Here is a 19,562-nt window from a genome sequence, read left to right as displayed (position 1 = left end):
TTTTGATAATCAGGAGATATGGGCGGTGATTGAGAATTCAACCCTCTGCAAGGCAAAGCTCAGATTCTATTGAGGGAGGGCTATAAAAATCCCGGCTCATAAAGTCATATATCATGGGGATGAACGAGGAAAAATGCAGGGCTAGAATATCAAGAAAAATCATCAGGCAAGTGATAACTGGACAGTACCTGCAGAACTTTTGAGTGAAACTCCCGGCTATATAAAATGACCACCACCAAGACCGCTGAAAACATCAGTAGCTTTGGATCTATAAACCAACTCAACGTTGCCAGCGCAAAATAGTAGGCCCGCAGCCCAAAGTTAAAGTGTTTGGCTGCCAACGTCATGATAAAGCCGGATGCCCTGGCATAATCCAGCTGTTCTGAGTGAGCATGCTCAACTTCTTTATAAAGTGGTGCACTGCCCATAACGACACAGCCGAAGTTATAGAGGCGAAGGCTCCAGGTAAATTCAAAAAATGAGTACACAAAAATAATAACCATCACCAGCATTTTCAGCTCCCATAACTCACGGGTTGTGGTACTGACAAATGGAATGGTTGAGAGCACACCAACAGCCTCCTCAGAAGCCGCTATCCCAGTGATAAGCCCAGCCAGCACGAGTATTGATGTTGAGGCAAAAAAACTGACACTGGCTCTAAGGCTACTCAGCAAGCTGGCATCTGAGGTTCGGTTTTCCCTGGAAATAATTCTGATCATCCAGTCCTGACGATACCTCGCGAGAACACTGGAAAGGCAAACTGCACTATTGGATTTGTAACTGGCATAACACGTGTAGCCAACCCAGCTGACCAACAGAGTTGCCAGAGCCAGCCAGTCTTGGAAGCTACCTGCACTTAAAAACATAGTGATGCCGCCTTTCCATTTTTGTATCAATGGTCTTCCCGGGTCTTCTGGCAAAACAGCTGTAATACCTGAAGAATGCCGCAGTTTGCCTGCCGGAGATTTTTTTATTACTCAATGATGAGCATTTACCAAAAAGAGCCTAAGTATCTATTTATCGTTTTCAACAGCATTTTATGGTTAACAGCTGTTTTCATCTGATGGCCAATTGATGCAAAATGCACCTCTGATGGTTATTTACTATAGCCCAGAGCTTCATTCTAGCTGGTAATATCACTTTCTCTTCCTAAGAATAGGAGCAATTAACGTCTCGTGAGGAAGCTGGAAAGTGCGGTTTTACTGCCACTCATTCTGTGGCAGTTGTTGGAGAGTCAATGACAGAAATGCAGTATTATTGGGGCTGGGCTGTTTACCTTGCAGGTGCCTTCGGCTGTCTGCTGAGCCTGTGGTTTATTGTTCGTAAGTGGCACCCTCGATTAAAACGACCTTTGATGATGGCCTGTGCTGTTCTGTTTTTCCTGCCTGGTACGATTCAGCCAGAGCAGAGTTTTCTTGGCCCAGCCCTCCTCATCAGCCTTTATGATGGCCTTAGCCTAGGGGTAGATGCCATGTGGCGTACTGGACAGACTGTTGCCATTACAGCGGGCATTGCTGCAATTGTGGGCCTGTTATTACCTATAGGTAAGGTAAAAACCGGTACTCATGACAAGGGGAGAAAGTCTCAGACAAGCAAGAAAGGTGGAAATGCTCAGCGCCAACGTAGAGAGCCTACTTGCTGATACTGACATCAAGAAGATTCATGTCCGAGGATAATGAGTCAAGACACAATCATTTCTAATCATAAATCTTCAACTTAGCAGCGTTTTTTAAATTTATGTGTGAACTTCTTGGAATGAGTGCCAATACCCCCACAGACATTGTGTTCAGCTTCAGCGGCTTGATGCAGCGTGGCGGTAAGACTGGCCCCCACAGCGATGGATGGGGCATCGCATTCTATGAAGGAAAAGGCTTACGAGAGTTCCGTGATCCTAATCCTAGTTGTGATTCTGAGATCGCCAATCTGGTTTGTCGCTACCCGATCAAAAGTAATATCGTTGTCAGCCATATTCGTCAGGCTAATGCAGGAAGAATTGCCCTGGAAAACACCCACCCTTTCACGCGGGAGCTCTGGGGAAAGTACTGGACCTTTGCCCATAATGGCCAGTTAAAAGGCATCAAAAAATTCCCTCTGAGACATTACTTTCCAGTGGGGACCACTGACAGCGAACATGCGTTTTGCTGGATAATGGATCAGATTCGTGATCGCTTTCCTAAATCTCCCGGACGGATGGCCACACTGCAACGTTTTATCAAGAAACTCTGTGATCAGTTACGGGCTCTGGGGGTATTTAATATGCTTCTGACAGACTCCCGTTACCTCTACTGCTATTGCAGCACACGATTAAACTGGATTACCCGAAGAGCGCCATTTGATCAGGCCAGTCTCAAAGATGCCGACATTACTGTGGATTTTGCCAAGGAAACCACTGAAAACGACATTGTTACCGTGGTTGCTACAGACCCATTAACGGTTGATGAAACCTGGACACCGATTCAGCCAGGTGAAATGGTGGTTTTTGATAATGGTGAGCTTTGCTAATAGCAAGATTCACAACAACTAATAATCACTTTAAGAACTTAGAAAGCTTCGTATAGAAAACAGATATAGCAATATATTACCCGATTGCTGGCGGTACATTTACTCCATGACCGCCACCTCTCTCTCCCCCTCAGTGCATAACGATCAGGACTATAGCTTGGGAAGGCACGCCCTATAAAATACAACCTGCTAACACTTTATTTTTCGGGTAAATGCTTACCCCTTATTGCTTAAAGGGCTACTTTTAATAACTGCCTCTAAGGCAAAATCATACCTACAAAAATGTAAAAACAAAAAGACTAAAAAGCCAAAGATATTTATGCCTCACATAGTTCAGATTTACTCAATACTTATCATGGATCGCCAATGAATGTACTATTCAAAAAGTGCCAATCTGATAGTGATATAAATGCCATTCCCTCAGGAGAAATTTCAAATATTACGCCAGGAAAACCTGCTTTCCATGTCTGGAATACTCGCAGTCATCATTCTCAGTCGATCACAAAAGCTGCCTTTAGAGTAGAAAGTGAGGCAAGCTCTCCATGCACATCAGGCATTCTAACCAGATCCATAACATCACAAGAAAAACCCGCCTCTTGTCGACACTTGAAATCAACCGAACATGAAAGCTGTAAAATGTTCACTCATGATAATGAAGAGCGCACACCGGAATTTAATCGCCAAAAGAAAAGCACTATAACAACAGGTATTGATCTCAACTTCCTGTCAATGGAAGATTCCAACGACTCAATATGTGATATTCGAGAGACAAGAAACGCCAACAGACGTTCTATCAGGGCTGCAAATAACACTGTTAACAATGACACTCATCACCTCACGACAAGGTCTAACAGCTGGTGGGAACGGAGTACAAATTGCAATTCCATTTTAATCATTAGCAGCATAACCGTTGCCGTTATAGTTTTGGCTTCGCTCATTACCGATATATTCAGGGATGGTGATGATGCATTATTTCAGAGGTCAGGAGCAGTCTTGATTTGCTGGACAGCACTGTTTGGGTTTATCAACTATTCAAAGAGAAAAGATAAAGAAGAAATCTTTGAAATAGTGTCTAAAGTCAATAATAAAGAATTACCAAGTGAAGACAATATCCGTTTAATGAGTCCAAACTATGATATAGAAAGTGCAAGATTAATAGCAAGAAGGGCAAAAGGGAGAGTCAGTAAGGCCGAATGGATAATGCTTCTAACCAGCATTACTGGCACTTTGATCTGGGGATATGGTGACTTACCTTTCAAAAAGTAAACTAAAGCACTATTAGGCATAATATCATCAAGATTTTGGTATTAAGTAAAAGCGCGGCACCAGCATTTCGATGATCTCCGATGGTTTCTATCAGGCTCACTGATGGCAAAAATTGAGATTCAAGAGTTTTCAATAAACCAAGATGCCCCCACCAACTACTTCATAGCGTACGACAGGCGGTATTTTTCGCTAGAAACCAGGGGGTAATGTAGTTAAAGCGCTCTATACCAGCCACTCCAGCCTAATGATACAATTTGCGACAACTTTCCCAACATTTCAGGGTATCAGTGTGGTCTCTGAAGGATATAATCCTGCGCATAAATGAATCATACGCCAGATTCCCCCCAAAATCTGATGCCTCAGGAGACTCCCCGAGCCATGACTGCAACTTCTCATTTTACTCAGCCCGGGTTGATATTGGCTCAAATACTCCCGACCAAATTCAGGGCAATTCTGCTTATTGCCCTGACCTCGCTGGCACCTTTTACCCATTCAGCACCAAAAGGCCAGGCACCCACGGTAACAGCCTTCCCAGTCATGGAAACCACATTACAGCAAAAGCTAATTGCACTGGGAAACCTGAAAGCCAACCAGTCAGTTGACATCACCCCCCAAATCAATGGCCGCATTATTGCGCTTCATCTGAAAGATGGCGCCAAGGTCAAATCAGGAAAACTGCTGGTCGAACTGGATGACCGTGAGCAGGCGGCCATAACCGCTCAGGCACGTATTGCCTTTGAGGATGCCCAGCGTCAACTGGAATATATGGAAACCCTGATCACCAGAAAAGCCATCTCTGTTGATGAACTCAAGGCTCAGCGGGCAACGGTTGAGCGTCTTGAAGCTGCGCTTCAGGCGGAGCTGGCCATACTGGATCATTATACATTGGAGGCCCCTTTCACAGGGACGTTAAGCTTCCACGAGCAGAGCATTGGTGCACTTATCAATGCAGGTACCGTATTGACCACATTGGATGACCTCAGCACCATGAAATTAACGTTTGACCTGCCTGAAAGCAGTCTCAGCCATGTCAGAAAAGGTGCCCGTATTACTGCGACTACAGATGCGTGGCCCGGAAAGACGTTTACCGGTACCATCGACAGCATCAACTCCCGGATTGATCCAGTCAACCTGACCTTTCAGGTCAGAGCGCTTCTGGACAACCCGAACTCACAACTCCTTCCTGGCATGCTGATGCGCACCTCTATCGAGCGCCCGGGGGAGCAACAGCTGGTCGTTCCTTCCCGCAGCATTTTGTTTGATGGAAACCGTCGCTACGTATTCGTTATTGATGAGCACAATCAGGTGGAACGCAGAACCATCACAACCGGCCAGACCATTGATCAATACATCGTTGTGCTGTCTGGGTTGGCCGAGGGAGAGATGGTGGTCAATGAAGGTGCGGTAAAAGTGACTGATGGCCGCCGGGTAAAAGTACTTGAAGAAGAACAGCCTGTTCTCTCTTCCAGCCCGGTTCAACCTGCAGCTGCGGATGGATTGCTCTAATCATGATATTGTCTGATTTATCCATTAAACGTCCGGTGTTTGCTACCGTTGTCAGCCTGCTGCTGATTACTTTCGGGGTCGTCTGCTTCCAGATGTTGCCGGTAAGGGAGCTGCCAGATATCACCCCCCCAACTGTCATGGTTTATACCGGGTATGACGGGGCTTCTGCAGAGGTCATTGAAAGCAAGATCACCAACGTCATTGAGGACCAGCTCGGTGGTATTGAGGGTGTTCGCTTTATTGAGAGTACCAGCCGCAATGGCACATCCCGAATTAATATCGAGTTCTCGCCCGACCGGGATATGGAAACGGCGGCCAATGATGTCCGCGAAGCCATGTCACGGGTTATATGGCGCCTGCCGGATGAAGCCGAATCGCCCATTGTCTGGAAGAATGATGGCAGTGGTGAGACCATTCTCAATGTCAGCCTGCAAAGTGACACCATGTCACTGATTGAGCTCACTGACTACGCAGAACGGACCTTACAGGATCGGCTTTCCCTCGTTGATGGCGTCAGTTCTGTTGATGTAATGGGCGCCCGCGAATACGTCATGCGTATTGAGTTGGATGCTCAAGCCATGGCCGCCCGACAAATAACCACCAGTGACGTGCGAAGCGCCCTGCGCCGTGACAACGTCGAGCTTCCTGCCGGTGAATTAACCGACAGTTTGAGGACGTTGCCCGTTCGCGTTAATCGTGACTACAACACCATTAATGATTTCCGCCGTCTACTTATTCGTCAGGACGGCAGCAGCAAAGTCTATCTGGAGGATATTGCCTCCATCCGCACAGAAGCAAAAGAAATTGAAACGCTGGCAAAAGCCAATGGCCGGAACGTACTAAGCCTTGGAATTGTGCCGCTTTCCCAGGCCAACCCGCTGGAAGTCATCCAGAACGTGAAAGATGAGATCGAAGCGTTCACCCCTTTCCTTCCGGAAGGCACCTATATGACCACCACCCGGGACTCCTCCATTTACATTCAGTCAGCCATCGATGAAGTGTATGCCACCCTGGCCATGACCATTGCCCTGGTCATTCTTGTCCTTTATATATTCCTTGGCAATCTTCGAGCGACCCTGATTCCTGCAGTGACCGTACCGGTTTCTCTGATCAGTGCTTTTATCGTAATTCACCTTCTGGGCTACTCAATCAACTTGCTGACACTTCTGGCACTGGTTCTGGCAATTGGTCTGGTGGTTGATGATGCGATCGTGGTTCTGGAAAATATCCACCAGCATCTGGAGCGCGGAGAACCTCCGCTGGTCGCCGCCTGGAAAGGTGCCCGTGAAGTTAGCTTCGCGGTAGTCGCAACCACGGTCGTTCTGGTGATGACATTCGTACCGATTGTGTTTATGGAAGGCTCTGTTGGCAGACTATTTTCTGAATATGCAATGACACTGATCGGTGCCGTGGTTTTCTCAAGTCTGATTGCTCTGACCCTGTCTCCAATGATGAGTTCGCAGCTGCTCAAATTGAATGTAAAACCTTCAAAAGCAAGCCAGCTGATCGAAAAAGCACATCAATGGCTGACTGATGTATACCGAAAAACACTGGTAAAAGTCCTTAAATTCCAATGGGTGGGCCTGCTTTTACTGCTGGCTTCATTGGGTGTAACCGCACTGCTCTACCCAATGATCCCCCAAACCTTCACGCCATCAGAAGATCGGGGTGAGTTTATTGTGATCTTAAAAGGTCCTGAGGGTGCGAACTATGACAGCATGGAAGAAAGCATGCTGCAGCTTGAATCAAAACTATTGCCTCATCTCGGCGAAGGCGTGCTGAAATACCTGTTTGTCCGCTCGCCTGGCTGGGGCGGCAACAGTGGCAGTAACTCCGGTATTCTGATCGGAACTCTGGAAGACTGGGACGACCGGGATGTCAGTGCTGCCGAAGTCATGGGGCAGGTACGCCAGCTTATGGCCGGCATTCCAAATGTTCGGGCCATTCCTGTTATGCGTTCCACCATTGGTGGTCGTTCCGAAGCCCCGATTCAATTCGTCCTTGGTGGTGGTTCCTTTGATCAACTGGTTGAATGGGCAGATGTCATTGCAGAAAAGGCTCGTGAAAACCCAGGACTCAGGGATGTTGATATTGACTTTAACCAGAATCAGCCCCAGCTCGAGATAACGATTGACCGGGAACGAGCCCAGGAGCTCGGTGTTTCTGCAGAAGAAATCGGAGCAACACTGGAAACCATGCTGGGTGGAGTCACCGACACGACTTTTATGGAGCGCGGCGAGGAATATGATGTTTTCCTGCGAGCCAAAGAAGAAGCCTTTAACAGTGCTCTTGACCTGGCTTCACTCTACGTCCGGTCCCATACCACTGGCGAGTTAATCCGTCTCGACAACCTGGTATCCGTGGAGGAAGTGGGTAAAGCGGCCATGCTGAAGCACTATAACCGGAACCGGGCAATTACTATCTCTGCCAGTCTCGTAGGTAACTACTCCATTGGCGAAGCACTGGAGTTTCTCGACCAGCAGGTGGTTGAACACCTGCCCCCGGAAGCAATTGTCAACTACAAAGGGGAGTCTCTGGACTATCGATCCAACCAAAGTGCCATTTTCTTTGTCTTCGCGATGGCTATGCTGGTTGTGTACTTGGTGCTGGCAGCCCAGTTTGAAAGCTTTGTTCATCCACTGATCGTTATGCTCACCGTACCTCTAGGTATTTCCGGGGCTCTGTTTGGTCTATACATCAGCGGTGAAACTCTGAATATCTTCAGTCAACTGGCCATGATCATGCTGATCGGACTCTCTGCCAAGAACGGGATTCTGATTGTGGAGTTTATCAACCAGCTCCGGGACCAGGGGCTGGCCTTTAATGAGGCGGTACTTGAAGCCTCGGCCTTGCGACTGCGTCCAATTTTGATGACAGCGCTTACCACAGTGGTTGGCGCCATCCCCCTCCTCCTGGCAACAGGAGCCGGTTCCGAGTTCCGGTTCTCTATCGGGGTCGTCGTTTTTGCCGGGGTCGCCGTCTCCAGCCTGTTAACCCTCTTTGTAGTGCCATCCATATATGCACTGATTGCCAGGAGAACGACTTCACCTGACCATATAACAAGGGCATTGGAAAAAGCGTTAGCTTAGTCAACAGAATAGATACAGGCTCTTTCCATATTAAGAGCCTGATTACTTGTCGGTTAAAGCAATTAAAGAGGCGTCAAGGCGAGGAAGTGTAAATCTACTGCCAGCGCTACCTAGCCTGGGATACCGCTGTGAAATCGAAAATTTTGATCCGGAGACAAAATCGCATCTTGTTCAATACCGGCAAAGAGATTCACTCGATCGCCAATATCAGAACCATTAATCACTTCAGCCAGAGTGAGATAATCCTGAAAATGCCGACTCTCAGACTTAAGCAGTGATTGGTAAAACTTCTTTAATTCATCATCCAGCCAAGGGGATAGTGCTGCAAAACGCTCACAGGAGCGAGCTTCTATAAAAGCTCCCATAATCAAAGTGTCCACTAATCTGGCAGGCTCATAGGTCCTGATGATGGTACTTAACTGTCCTGCATACCGACCCGCTCCCAGGTGAGTATAAGGAATCTCCCTTCGCGCCATAATGGCCAGTACCTGCTCATAATGCCTTAGTTCTTCACGAGCCAATCTGGACATTTTGTTCAACAGACTTAGCTGGTCTTCAGGCTTAAGTTGCAGACCTCCCGTTTCTTCGTCATTCCTACTACGTCCTTTGTTTCGATCAAACTTTCCCGTACGGTAACGACTCATGATCGCCATTGCCGATTGAGCGGCCTTGAGTTCGTTATTAGCATGATCCACCAGAATCACCGAAAGATTTTCTGGCTTACGAGCTTCTTCGATCCAGTCTTGGGGGGTTGGGCAAGGTAGGAATTCTAAAATATGAGAAATATCAACTATCATATGGCCTCCAAGTGGGAAGGCCATAATACCAAATAATCAAAAGATCATTACTCAAATATTCTAGTTATCAGTAACAGGAAACCCTTACATTACCAATTCACAAATAAAGTATTATCAGAATACGTGTGTTGTTCTCAAAAGATGGTTTACATGATTTTCACCAGAGTATCCAAATAGAACTACAGCTTCTACTTCAGGTAAAGTAAACCCTAATTTATCCTGCCCAACAAATAGGACACATGAGTTAAGAATAATAAGTCAATATAATGTGCTGACCAAATTCATCGTGGCCAAGGTTTGGTTGACACTTAGCTCTCAAGAGGTATTTGGTAATATCATCAAAATCACCAAATATGATTGGATAATATCACATACAACATCTGATTTCTGACTAAGGCAGAAAACTGAAAGGGTTCAGGGAATATACTTTTCATTTTCATGAACAATACCCTTCTTACACAAGGCTTCAGCAACCATTTTATTGGTATTATCTGTAATCTCGAAGCCCGTCGTAGAGCAAATTTTTATCCCATTATGCAGATAGACGGTCATGGAAAGATAATAAGGGAGATGCAGTACATAACTGGCCCACCTAACTGAGCCAGCAGGGTAATAACACGAACAATTTACGGATAGGAGAGCATTAAAGCGAGGTATCAATATCTTTCTTTTTCTTATGAAGCAGAAGATCGAGCAACCCCATAAAGAACGCTGAAGCCACGAAGGTCAGATGCATCAATACGGCCCACATCAACTTATCATTAGGGATATTTCCCGCATTCATAAAGACTTTAAGCAGGTGAATTGACGATATGGCTACAATAGACGCTGCAACCTTGGCTTTGAGAGAGCCGGCATCCATTTTGCCCAACCAGCTCAGTTTTTCAGAAACTTCGTCTAAGTCAATCTTGGAGACAAAGTTCTCATAGCCAGCATACATCACCATAACGATCAGACCGCCAACCAGTGCCACATCTACCAGGGTCAGCACCTTCAACGTTACTTCGGTCTCATTCATATTGGAAACATTAAGTAATAGATATGTCACGCTCTCAAAGAACTCAATCAACAGAGCGATTAATACAAGACTCAAACCAATATAAATTGGAGCCAGCAACCAACGGGCGGAATAGAGCATTTTTTCGAACAGTTTTTCCATAAAGCAGCCAAATCAGTCAATACAGCAACAATTTTTCCAAAATAGTAACACATTTCAAACCACTGGATTATATAAAGTCGTATTGGAAAAGACGACAGCCATCTACTAGCTTGAAGCAGTGCTGACCCCCTATCACTTATAAAGTGGAGGAGCTATGAACAAGCTTCTTATCGCATCAATCCCTTCGTTGATTCTTTCTCAGGCACTTTTTACTCATGCTGAAGAGCTGGAAAAAAAACTCTCTGAACAAGAGCAAAGCCAGTCTCAAAGAGCTTACATCCATGTTCATGAACCAACCAAGGAACAACGACTAAAAAGCAGTGAACTGATCACACAAACACTAGAAGAAGGTGAAGTTGTTCTTGGTGACAAACATAACACGCAGTACTTTGGCGCATTTTTAATGGGCTCCCAAAATCAGGAATTCACCGGTGTACTTGACACTGGCTCAAGCAATATCTGGACACCCGAAAAGAACTGCCTGTCGGCCGCCTGTGAGAATAAGCAAAAGTTTGACCCAGAGCTCAGTCAGACATTTTCAACCAATGACCAGGAATTATCCATACAATATGGAACTGGAAACATGCAGGGATACGTTGGTTATGACACCGTAACCTTTGGGGGGATCAGCGTCTTTAATCAGGGTATCGGATTGGCCAGCCAGCTTTCTGATAACTTCCAGAACTCTCCTTTTGACGGTATTTTCGGGCTTGCCTACAAAAATATTGCCAGCGATCAGGTAACCCCATGGATGGATAATGCCGTTCAGCAAGGTTTGATCCCTAAGGCTATTTTCTCATTCTATCTTTCAAACACCCCCTCTGACGGGAAAGGACGGCTCATTATTGGCGAGCCGGACCCTCGATACTATCAAGGTGATATTACCTGGCATCCGTTACAGTCACTCGAAACTGGAGGCCCCATCGATTTTTACTACAACATTGCCTTTGACAGCATCGCTGTGAATACAGAAAACGTGCCTTTAAGCTGCCAATATCAGGGAAATTGCAGAGCAATTGTTGATTCCGGAACATCATTAATTGTTGGACCTGCAGAGGATGTGTCCAACATCCTTGATACACTGAATCTCAGTCCAGACTGTTCAAATCTCAAGGACCAACCCTCTCTGACTTTTAGTATTGGTGGCCAGAACTATGTAGTTCCACCCGAATTTTATGTGGTCAAGCAAGTAGACTGGTGGGGACAGGAGCAGTGCACCGCGGGTCTGGCACCAAGCAACCAAGATTTCTGGATTTTTGGGGATGCCTTTATGAGAGCCTTCTATGTAGTCTTTGATAAGACCGACAGTAAGGTGGGCTTCGCTAAGCTGGCAGAAGACCTCAGTTCACCTCAGGAACTGCGCAAACATTTCACTTCTCACCCGATGATCGCGACAAATCCCATTCAATAGTAATAAGGCTGCTATCAGTGATCTGGCAGCAGCCTTCCATTCAATGAGCTAGTGATGTATCAAAAACGATAGGCTACACCGGCCATATAGACCCACGGATCCAGAGAAACATCGATTTTGTAGTCACCAGTTCCATTAGCATTTTTAAAGGTTCCTGTGGTATCAATATCCATATACCACACAGCAGCATTTAAGCTCCAGTTTTCGGCAATCTCATAATCAAAACCTACCTGAGCTGCTAACCCAAGAGAATCATCTAACTCCAGGCTGCCAAAAGTTGCATCCGCCCCATTGATGAATTTTTCACTGAAAAAGATAGTATAATTCAGGCCAACGCCAACATAAGGCTGAAAAGCTGAACTATTGTCCATTGGGTAATATTGAACCGTCAATGTTGGCGGTAAATGCTTCACCTCTGCAAAGTCATTCAGGCCAGCAAGACCACCTTTTCCTTGCAGGTTATGTGAGAAAGGCGTTGCGGCCAAAAGTTCGATACCAATGTTATCTTGAACCATGTACGTTAAAGACAAACCCATCTGGGTATCATTATTAACATCAACTCTCTGGTCTGCTTGCTCTACGCCACCCGCATATATGTTCCCACTATCCACATCTGGGTTCACACTGGCCAGACCACCGCGAACGATAATGTCGCCAGTTTCATAAGCCTGGACAGCACCTGACAGCAGTGCAGTTGCGCTGATAATTGCAAGAGAAAGGGATTTAATCTTCATTCCTTGTCCTTTTTGTTATTAATTCACGGGAAATGTAAGATGATGTTATTGTATAAACTTCAAGCAATAAATTTATTGACACAGATCAAATCACTAAAAGGAACAACCAATGTCGCAAAATCTCTTTTGTTAATGTAAATTTTCATGAGATAACATTCACATACTCCTAACTGCACAGTATTTTATTGATCGTAATCATAAAAACATCAGTTACGCTCATGCATGATGGAACTATAACAAACAGAATATCCAGCAAGAGAGGAAAAATTATGCGTGGAATTACCAAGGTTCTGGCCGTTGTTGATACCAGAAAGGACCAGCAGCTTGCCCTTGAGCGGGCCAGCCAGATCTGTCGGGTAACCGGCGCTGCCCTGCATATTCTTGCTCCAAACCCCAAAGCGGACGGTGAGTCAATGGTTCGCCTGGAAGCACTCGCTGAGCCATTAATGGCTGAGGGTCAGGAGGTCTATCTTCATGAAACGTGGAATGGCTCCGTTATAGAAACCATTATTCATGTGCGTCAGATGGAACGTTGTCATCTTGTTGTTAAAGATGCCAAATTAATCACTGCCATTCAGAAAGCGTTTTCAACACCTGAAGACTGGAGCCTGCTACGTCGCTGCCGGGTTCCTGTGCTGCTGGTTCAGGATAATAGCGACTGGACTCAAGGCAAAATCCTCGCTGCCATTAATGCCGACCCAAGGGACCATTATCACAGTGTGCTTAACCAGGCGATCCTGCAATACGCAACTGATATCGCCAATGAGTTCTCATCAGAGCTGCACTTGGCCACTGCTTACCCAACCACCATGCTGGCGATTCAGGACCATGGTGATGGACGGACTGACAAGGACTATTACGAAAAGCATTGTCAGGAATATGCTCAGGAGTTCAATCTGAATGAAGACTATTTCCATATTGAACCAGGTCCAACCGAGACCATGATCCCCGCACTACTGAAAGAAACCGATGCCAAACTGCTGATTCTTGGAACTCACGCAAGAACCGGTATTAGTGCCCTTGCAATTGGCAATACCGCTGAGCAGCTTATCTCTGAGGTCAAGACCGATATATTGGTACTTCAGCCTAAACACCACATGATTCCACTGGAGCGCGAACTGGGTAAATAAGCCAGCATAATAGCTGCCAGTCTTTCATACTGGCAGCCATCTCAAAATAAATTCACCTCTTTCTGTAACGAAACCGGATAAAGCGCCTAAAAACTTCTATATTGTTTCATTGAGGCTCTTTTCCCATCACAGCTTTCATTCAAGTAATAGATACACTCCAGGCTGATTGTGTTTCACCACCTGCCCAGGTTTATCCCTGAGCCGAGCGAAGCCAGAAGCTGATAATCAGGCATTCTGGTATTTTCTTTCCACATAACTGGTAATTCTCTGAGACTGGATATGAACAAGAAAGAACTGGTTGAGCAAGTCGCTGAACAAGCAAACCTACCCCGCAGCAAAGCAGAGCTGGTTGTCAATGCCTTTATCAACAACACGCAAGAAACGCTGGCAAGCGGCGATATCGTTCAACTTATTGGTTTTGGCACATTTTCAGTAGCAGACCGGGCGGCCAGAAAGGGGCGTAATCCGCAGACTGGTGAAGAAATTCACATTCCTGCCTGCAAGCTGCCACAATTCAAGCCAGGTAACAAATTCCGGGAAATGATCAAATAGGCAATACACTTACTGCAATTTCCGGGACTGTAGCCTAGAAAGCAAAAAGCGCCTTAACGGCGCTTTTTTTTCTGGAAACATGTAATGATATTTATGCCATCGCTCTCATCACATTAAGAATGGCTCTTTTTTTCATCAGGTTCATCCGGTGTAACTGACCGATGATCTCACCATCCACTTCAGAATCACTGATTACCTCATCAGAGGTGGTCAGGTATTGATTGCCACGCCCGGTAGCCAGCCACTCGAAAGATACCTCAAGGATTTCAGCCATTTTACGGAGATTATCAAGACTGGGACTACTCATGCTGGTTTCCCACTGGGCCAGCGCACTTCTGGACACACCAATCAAATCGGCCAGAGCCTGCTGGGAAAGCTTCTTGTCTTTACGGGAGCATAAAATCCTTGTTGTCAGGTTCATCCTTGCACACTCACGAAAGGTTCAGAAAGATATCCATGCCTGCAAAGCACAGATACCCCAACACATAATTCATTCACTATGTGATTCGGCCATTTCTTTAAAAGCGTTAGATCAAGCTGATGAAGGGAAAATATGGAAAGGAGAGGAAAACAGGCCACGGGTAAACCATGGCCTGAATAAAAGTATTACAGGGTAAGCATCAGACCTGCAATCGTAGCACTCATAAGGTTTGACAGGGTACCAGCGGCTACCGCCTTGACCCCCATGCGAGCAATATCCTGACGACGGTGTGGCGCCATGACACCCAGACCACCCAGCAGAATGGCAATGGAAGACAGGTTGGCAAAACCACACAATGCGAAAGTAATGATGATTTGAGTACGCTGTGACAGCACTTCAACACCCGCAGCAGCAGCAGCTTCAGGGTTCAGGTAATTCACAAAATCCATGTAGGCAACGAATTCGTTCACCACCAGCTTCTGGCCAATGAAACTGCCGGCAGTCACAATTTCATTCATTGGCACACCAATCAGGAATGCCAGAGGGCTGAACAGATAACCCAGAATAATTTCAAGGCTCAGATCAGGGTAATCAAAGAATCCGCCAACCCAGCCCATGATACCGTTGATCATGGCGATCAGGGCAATGAAAGCCAGCAGCATGGCGCCAACGTTAGCAGCCAGCTTCATACCGGAAGAAGCACCAGAAGCAGCGGCATCGATCAGGTTGGCAGGCTTTTCGTTGCTGCCTTCTTCATCAACCAGCTCAGAATCATCCGGTGTATCCGTTTCCGGCTTGATTATTTTAGCCATCAGCAGACCACCAGGTGCCGCCATAAAGCTTGCTGCGATCAGATACTTAAGCTCAACACCCATGCCTGCATAACCAGCAAGAACAGAGCCTGCAACAGAAGCCAGACCACCCACCATAACGGCAAACAGTTCAGAATTGGTCATACGGCCAATATAGGGTCTGACCACCAGCGGAGCTTCAGTCTGACCGACGAAGATGTTCGCTGTTGCAGACAGGGATTCTGTACGACTGGTACCCAGTACTTTCTGCAGTGCACCACCGAGGAAGGTAACGACCTTCTGCATGATGCCCAGGTAGTACAGAACCGCAACCAGGGAAGAGAAGAAAATGATAATCGGCAGTACGTTGATGGCAAAAATAAAGCCAACCTTAAAGTTACCCAGATCACCAAACAGGAAACCAATACCCTGATTGGCGTAACTGATCACATTACTTACCGCGTTGGAGACACCACCAAGAATTTCCTGACCCAGGGGAACATAAAGCACCAATGCTCCCAGTCCGGCCTGAATGGCAAAGGCACCACCTACCGTTCGCAGGTTGATCGCTTTTCGATTATCGGACAGTAAAAAGGCAAGTGCCAGAAGGCTGGCAATACCTACCAGACTCATAAGTATTTGCATGGGAACAGGTTACCTCAGATGGATGATCGGTGCCGACCGGTTACCCGGTCAGAACTATAGATAATTCGCGGGAATTGTATAACCTGATTTACAAAAACAGAACAGTTATCTGACACAACTGTTCAAAATTAAAACAACTTCAGAGCAAAACATTGAGCCAAATCAACAGATGGAAAATAAATTAAACGATGATCGGCAACTATCTATTGAATAATATAATTGATCATGCATTCAAATAAATCGTTGCCTTTACACACAAACAAAGCAATAGCCACCATCATTCAACAGAATGTCATCAAGAATGATCACACCAATAACTAGTCAGCTGGATCATACAGCTGGATAATGCTTGAAAAGTCTTGTGTGCTACCCGAACGAATTGAATGCATTCTGTACAGATTATCGGCAAGAGAAGCCATGGGGGTTGCGGTCCCGCTACCAGTAGCGGTATTCAGAGCCAAACCGAGATCCTTGGCCATAAGCCCCACCATAAAACCACCCTGATAACCATTACTGGCCGGTGTCTGAGGCATGACGCCTGGCACCGGATTATACTTTTCAAGTACCCAGTTCCCGCCTGAGCTTTTGTTCATGATTTCTGAGAGTACTGCTGGATCAAGACCATTATCGATACCCAGCTTAAGTGCTTCCGAAGTACCTGTCATAAGAATAGCCAGAAGCATATTGTTGCAGATCTTTGCCAGCTGCCCCGCGCCGGCTCCACCAGCATGGAAGATATTCTGTCCCATTACCTCAAGATACGGTCTGGCCTGCTCTACGGTCTCAGCATTGCCTCCCACCATAAACGTCAGTGTTCCAGCTGCAGCACCGGCTGTACCACCGGACACGGGTGCATCAATAAAGCCGATACCCTGCTCTTCTGCCTGCAGACTGACTTTTTTAGCCACATCAGCCTCTATGGTGCTGCAATCAATAACCAGACAACTGCGATCAATGGCTTTAAAGAGACCATCATCTCCCAGGTAGAGTGATTCAACATGTTTGCCAGCGGGCAACATACTGATCACCACACTGGCACTCTCTGCAGCCTCTTTAACGGACTCAGCCTTTGAGCCTCCGGCTTGCTCCAATTGATCGAGAGCCTCAGGAACCAGATCAAAACCACAGACATCATACCCGGCTTTCACCAGGTTCTGAGCCATGGGACCACCCATATTGCCAAGGCCGATAAATGCAATTTTTGTCATTATTATGATCCTTATTCAAAACAGCCGGACTCAATGCGGTCTGATGAAAAGCTCTGCGGGAAGAGCCTCTATTGCTTAGGGGGCGTTCTCAATTAGCCATGAGACCAGTTGATAACACAAGCTCTCAGGCAAGACGAACGACGCAGGGCATGGTGGTTCCATGTTCAAGTCGTTCAACGCAGCATGAGTGCTTGAGTTATCAACCCGAAGGGCCGCCCTCGGTTTGCGCCATTCTGCGTTGCTCACTGCTTATGTGGAATAACCACACCGCGCAGTTCACGCCTTGTCTGGCACAAACCGCGGGTGGCTGGTCACATGTCTAATTGAGAACGCCCCCTAATCACTCGTAATGCCACTCAGGTTTACGCTTCTCAAGAAACGCGCTGACACCTTCCTGCTGATTCTTGCCACTAAACAACTCAAGGAACAGCTCTCTTTCCGTTGGCAGTGCTTCCCTTGAGAAACCGGAGCGTCCCATCTGCACCAGCCTTTTACACGCTCTCAGAGCGTCAGGACTCTGTCTGCCAGCATCACTTGCGAGGGCTTTTGCCCGCTCAAAGCTTTCACCTGTGCCTACCATTTCCTCTATCAGCCCAATCTTCAATGCTTTTTCAGCATCCACTTTCTCTCCACAGAGGATCATACGCTTGGCCCAGGCCTCCCCTACCAGCAGGGTAAGGTTCTGAGTTCCGCCGGCACAGGGCAATAGTCCTACAGCAGCTTCAGGCAAAGCCATGATGGCTCCCTCTTCAGCAATACGCAGGTCACAGGCCAAGGCCACTTCCAGCCCTCCCCCCATGGCATAACCGTTGATTGCTGCAATACTGAGCCCTGAAAAGTCACTGAGAGCTTCAAAAGCCCTGCCAAAGCTTTCAGCAAATGGACGAGCTTCATCGGGCGTCAGGTTATCAAAGCGTTTCAAGTCAGCACCGGCACTGAAAAACTTCTTTGAAGCCGAGGTGATAACCAGGGCAATCACGTCGGATTTACAGTTCAACTCTTGAACAATCTGTTCCAGTTCATCCAGACTTTCAGGAGTCCAGGTATTCGCCGGAGGATTATCCAGTGTAAGAATCGCGGTACGACCTTCATAGGCGAGATGCAATACTTCAGACATGATCACTGTAACTCCATACCAGTTTGTGAAATGCTCTCAGAGAGCAAACGACGTGCGACAATCAATCGCATAATTTCATTGGTTCCCTCAAGGATCTGGTGGACCCGGTTGTCCCGTACATGTCGCTCCAGAGGGTACTCCTTGATATAGCCATAACCGCCATGAATCTGAAGCGCTTCATTACAGACCTGGAACCCGATATCCGTAGCAAAACGTTTAGCCATGGCACAGTAGGCCGTCGCTTCAGGATCCTGATGATCCAGCTTGAAGGCCGCCAACCGAACCATCTGCCGGGCAGCCACCAGCTCCGTATTCATATCCGCCAGTTTGAACTGCAATGCCTGAAAACCTGCCAGTTCACGACCAAACTGCTTACGCTCTTTCATATAGGCACGTGCCGTGTTGAGCGCCAGCTGCGCAGTACCGATGGAGCAAGTGGCGATATTGATTCGACCACCATCCAACCCCTTCATCGCGAAAGAGAAACCCTGACCTTCCGCTCCCAGCAGGTGGTCTGCCGGTATACGAACATTATCAAATGAAATCAGCCGGGTTGGCTGGGCATTCCAGCCCATCTTTTCCTCTTTCTTACCGTACTGGATACCTTCCAGATTGGCGGGAACAGCAAAGGCTGAAATACCTTTTGGACCGTCTTCACCGGTTCTTGCCATGACCAGTAGCAGATCGGTGCTGCCAGCTCCCGAAATGAACATTTTAGAGCCATTGAGCACGTACTCATCACCCTCAAGTACAGCTCTGGTTTTCAGTGATGCAGCATCACTGCCAGCGCCAGGCTCGGTAAGACAATAGGATGAGAGCTTACTGCCACTCACCAGCCCTTCCCCCCAGTCGGCTTTTACCTGGTCGGTGGCAAATTCACTGATCATCCAGGTCACCATATTATGAATGGTGATGTAGGCGGTTGTTGCCGTGCATCCCATAGCCAGCTGCTCAAAAACAATATGCGAATCCAGCCTGGAAAGCCCCAGCCCCCCCATGGATTCATGGGTATACAGGGCACAGAACCCAAGATCACCCGCCGCCTTGATTACATCAACCGGGAAATGAGAATCAAGATCCCATTGCGCTGCATGGGGAGCCAGTTCGGCATCGGCAAATTGCCGAGCCAGATCACGAAAAGCGACCTGCTCTTCAGAAAGGTTGTAATCCATGACTTCAGCCTCTTGTTCTTATTGACAGCAAATGACCGGGGCTCATTCGATACATAAAGAAA

General features: G+C 46.9%; 17 protein-coding genes. 8 read left to right on the top strand and 9 right to left on the bottom strand.

All coding sequences use genetic code 11. The features are described 5' to 3' along the window. Positions 1 to 149: 149 nt before the first annotated feature. On the bottom strand, positions 150 to 866 hold the full coding sequence (locus ACOCLE_RS06900; protein ID WP_419536085.1) for a DUF599 domain-containing protein: 717 nt from the start codon (positions 864 to 866) through the stop codon (positions 150 to 152). Between the two features lie 371 nt (positions 867 to 1,237). Here ACOCLE_RS06900 and ACOCLE_RS06895 point away from each other — a divergent pair, with 371 nt between their 5' ends. The 5 genes from ACOCLE_RS06895 (at position 1,238) to ACOCLE_RS06875 (ending at position 8,363) form a co-directional block, all read left to right on the top strand. Beyond that, positions 1,238 to 1,642, top strand: a complete 405-nt coding sequence (locus ACOCLE_RS06895; RefSeq protein ID WP_419536084.1) for a hypothetical protein — start codon at positions 1,238 to 1,240, stop codon at positions 1,640 to 1,642. A gap of 95 nt (positions 1,643 to 1,737) precedes the next feature. Then, entirely contained in the window at positions 1,738 to 2,502 is a 765-nt protein-coding gene (locus ACOCLE_RS06890; protein WP_419536083.1) for a class II glutamine amidotransferase, read from the top strand. Between the two features lie 366 nt (positions 2,503 to 2,868). Then, complete coding sequence (locus ACOCLE_RS06885; protein WP_419536082.1) at positions 2,869 to 3,768, top strand: hypothetical protein; 900 nt, start codon at positions 2,869 to 2,871, stop codon at positions 3,766 to 3,768. 378 nt (positions 3,769 to 4,146) lie between these two features. Further along, positions 4,147 to 5,274 carry an efflux RND transporter periplasmic adaptor subunit gene (locus ACOCLE_RS06880; RefSeq protein ID WP_419536081.1) on the top strand — a complete coding sequence of 376 codons (1,128 nt, stop codon included), beginning with the start codon at positions 4,147 to 4,149 and terminating at the stop codon, positions 5,272 to 5,274. A 2-nt stretch (positions 5,275 to 5,276) separates the two neighbouring features. Further along, positions 5,277 to 8,363, top strand: coding sequence for an efflux RND transporter permease subunit (locus tag ACOCLE_RS06875; RefSeq protein WP_419536080.1), 3,087 nt, complete (start codon positions 5,277 to 5,279; stop codon positions 8,361 to 8,363). 110 nt (positions 8,364 to 8,473) lie between these two features. On the opposite strand, the gene ACOCLE_RS06870 is transcribed toward ACOCLE_RS06875, so the two are convergent. Beyond that, entirely contained in the window at positions 8,474 to 9,160 is a 687-nt protein-coding gene (locus ACOCLE_RS06870; RefSeq protein ID WP_419536079.1) for a tRNA-(ms[2]io[6]A)-hydroxylase, read from the bottom strand. 643 nt (positions 9,161 to 9,803) lie between these two features. Next, positions 9,804 to 10,319 carry a TIGR00645 family protein gene (locus ACOCLE_RS06865; protein ID WP_419536078.1) on the bottom strand — a complete coding sequence of 172 codons (516 nt, stop codon included), beginning with the start codon at positions 10,317 to 10,319 and terminating at the stop codon, positions 9,804 to 9,806. Between the two features lie 154 nt (positions 10,320 to 10,473). Between ACOCLE_RS06865 and ACOCLE_RS06860 the strand changes: the two genes are divergently transcribed. Next, the gene (locus tag ACOCLE_RS06860; RefSeq protein ID WP_419536077.1) at positions 10,474 to 11,730 is read left to right on the top strand and encodes a pepsin-like aspartic protease; all 1,257 of its coding nucleotides are present in this window, start codon (positions 10,474 to 10,476) and stop codon (positions 11,728 to 11,730) included. A gap of 59 nt (positions 11,731 to 11,789) precedes the next feature. On the opposite strand, the gene ACOCLE_RS06855 is transcribed toward ACOCLE_RS06860, so the two are convergent. Beyond that, positions 11,790 to 12,464: an OmpW/AlkL family protein gene (locus ACOCLE_RS06855; RefSeq protein ID WP_419536076.1), complete on the bottom strand. Its 675-nt coding sequence runs from the start codon at positions 12,462 to 12,464 to the stop codon at positions 11,790 to 11,792. A gap of 269 nt (positions 12,465 to 12,733) precedes the next feature. Here ACOCLE_RS06855 and ACOCLE_RS06850 point away from each other — a divergent pair, with 269 nt between their 5' ends. Both ACOCLE_RS06850 and ACOCLE_RS06845 read left to right on the top strand, forming a co-directional pair. Further along, positions 12,734 to 13,594 carry a universal stress protein gene (locus ACOCLE_RS06850; RefSeq protein ID WP_419536075.1) on the top strand — a complete coding sequence of 287 codons (861 nt, stop codon included), beginning with the start codon at positions 12,734 to 12,736 and terminating at the stop codon, positions 13,592 to 13,594. 279 nt (positions 13,595 to 13,873) lie between these two features. After that, positions 13,874 to 14,146 (top strand): HU family DNA-binding protein, encoded by a 273-nt coding sequence (locus tag ACOCLE_RS06845; protein ID WP_066014744.1) that lies wholly within the window; start codon positions 13,874 to 13,876, stop codon positions 14,144 to 14,146. 91 nt (positions 14,147 to 14,237) lie between these two features. Here the strand turns inward: ACOCLE_RS06845 and ACOCLE_RS06840 are convergent, their stop codons facing one another. The 5 genes from ACOCLE_RS06840 to ACOCLE_RS06820 all read right to left on the bottom strand — a co-directional run bounded on the left by ACOCLE_RS06840 (position 14,238) and on the right by ACOCLE_RS06820 (position 19,500). Next, a complete protein-coding gene (locus tag ACOCLE_RS06840) occupies positions 14,238 to 14,567 on the bottom strand; it encodes a helix-turn-helix domain-containing protein (protein WP_419536074.1) in 330 nt (109 codons plus the stop codon). Between the two features lie 185 nt (positions 14,568 to 14,752). Next, positions 14,753 to 16,003, bottom strand: a complete 1,251-nt coding sequence (locus ACOCLE_RS06835) for a NupC/NupG family nucleoside CNT transporter (RefSeq protein WP_419536073.1) — start codon at positions 16,001 to 16,003, stop codon at positions 14,753 to 14,755. Positions 16,004 to 16,320: 317 nt separating this feature from the next. Next, on the bottom strand, positions 16,321 to 17,211 hold the full coding sequence (gene mmsB / locus ACOCLE_RS06830) for a 3-hydroxyisobutyrate dehydrogenase (protein ID WP_419536072.1): 891 nt from the start codon (positions 17,209 to 17,211) through the stop codon (positions 16,321 to 16,323). Positions 17,212 to 17,551: 340 nt separating this feature from the next. Further along, complete coding sequence (locus tag ACOCLE_RS06825) at positions 17,552 to 18,328, bottom strand: enoyl-CoA hydratase (RefSeq protein WP_419536071.1); 777 nt, start codon at positions 18,326 to 18,328, stop codon at positions 17,552 to 17,554. Positions 18,329 to 18,330: 2 nt separating this feature from the next. Continuing rightward, positions 18,331 to 19,500, bottom strand: a complete 1,170-nt coding sequence (locus ACOCLE_RS06820) for an acyl-CoA dehydrogenase family protein (protein ID WP_419536070.1) — start codon at positions 19,498 to 19,500, stop codon at positions 18,331 to 18,333. Positions 19,501 to 19,562: the final 62 nt, after the last annotated feature.

Origin of the sequence: Endozoicomonas sp. (assembly GCF_965196975.1) — a bacterium.
Lineage (GTDB): Bacteria > Pseudomonadota > Gammaproteobacteria > Pseudomonadales > Endozoicomonadaceae > Endozoicomonas.
The sequence above is the reverse complement of the archived record's forward strand: the minus strand, read 5'-3'. Positions and strand labels throughout refer to the sequence as shown.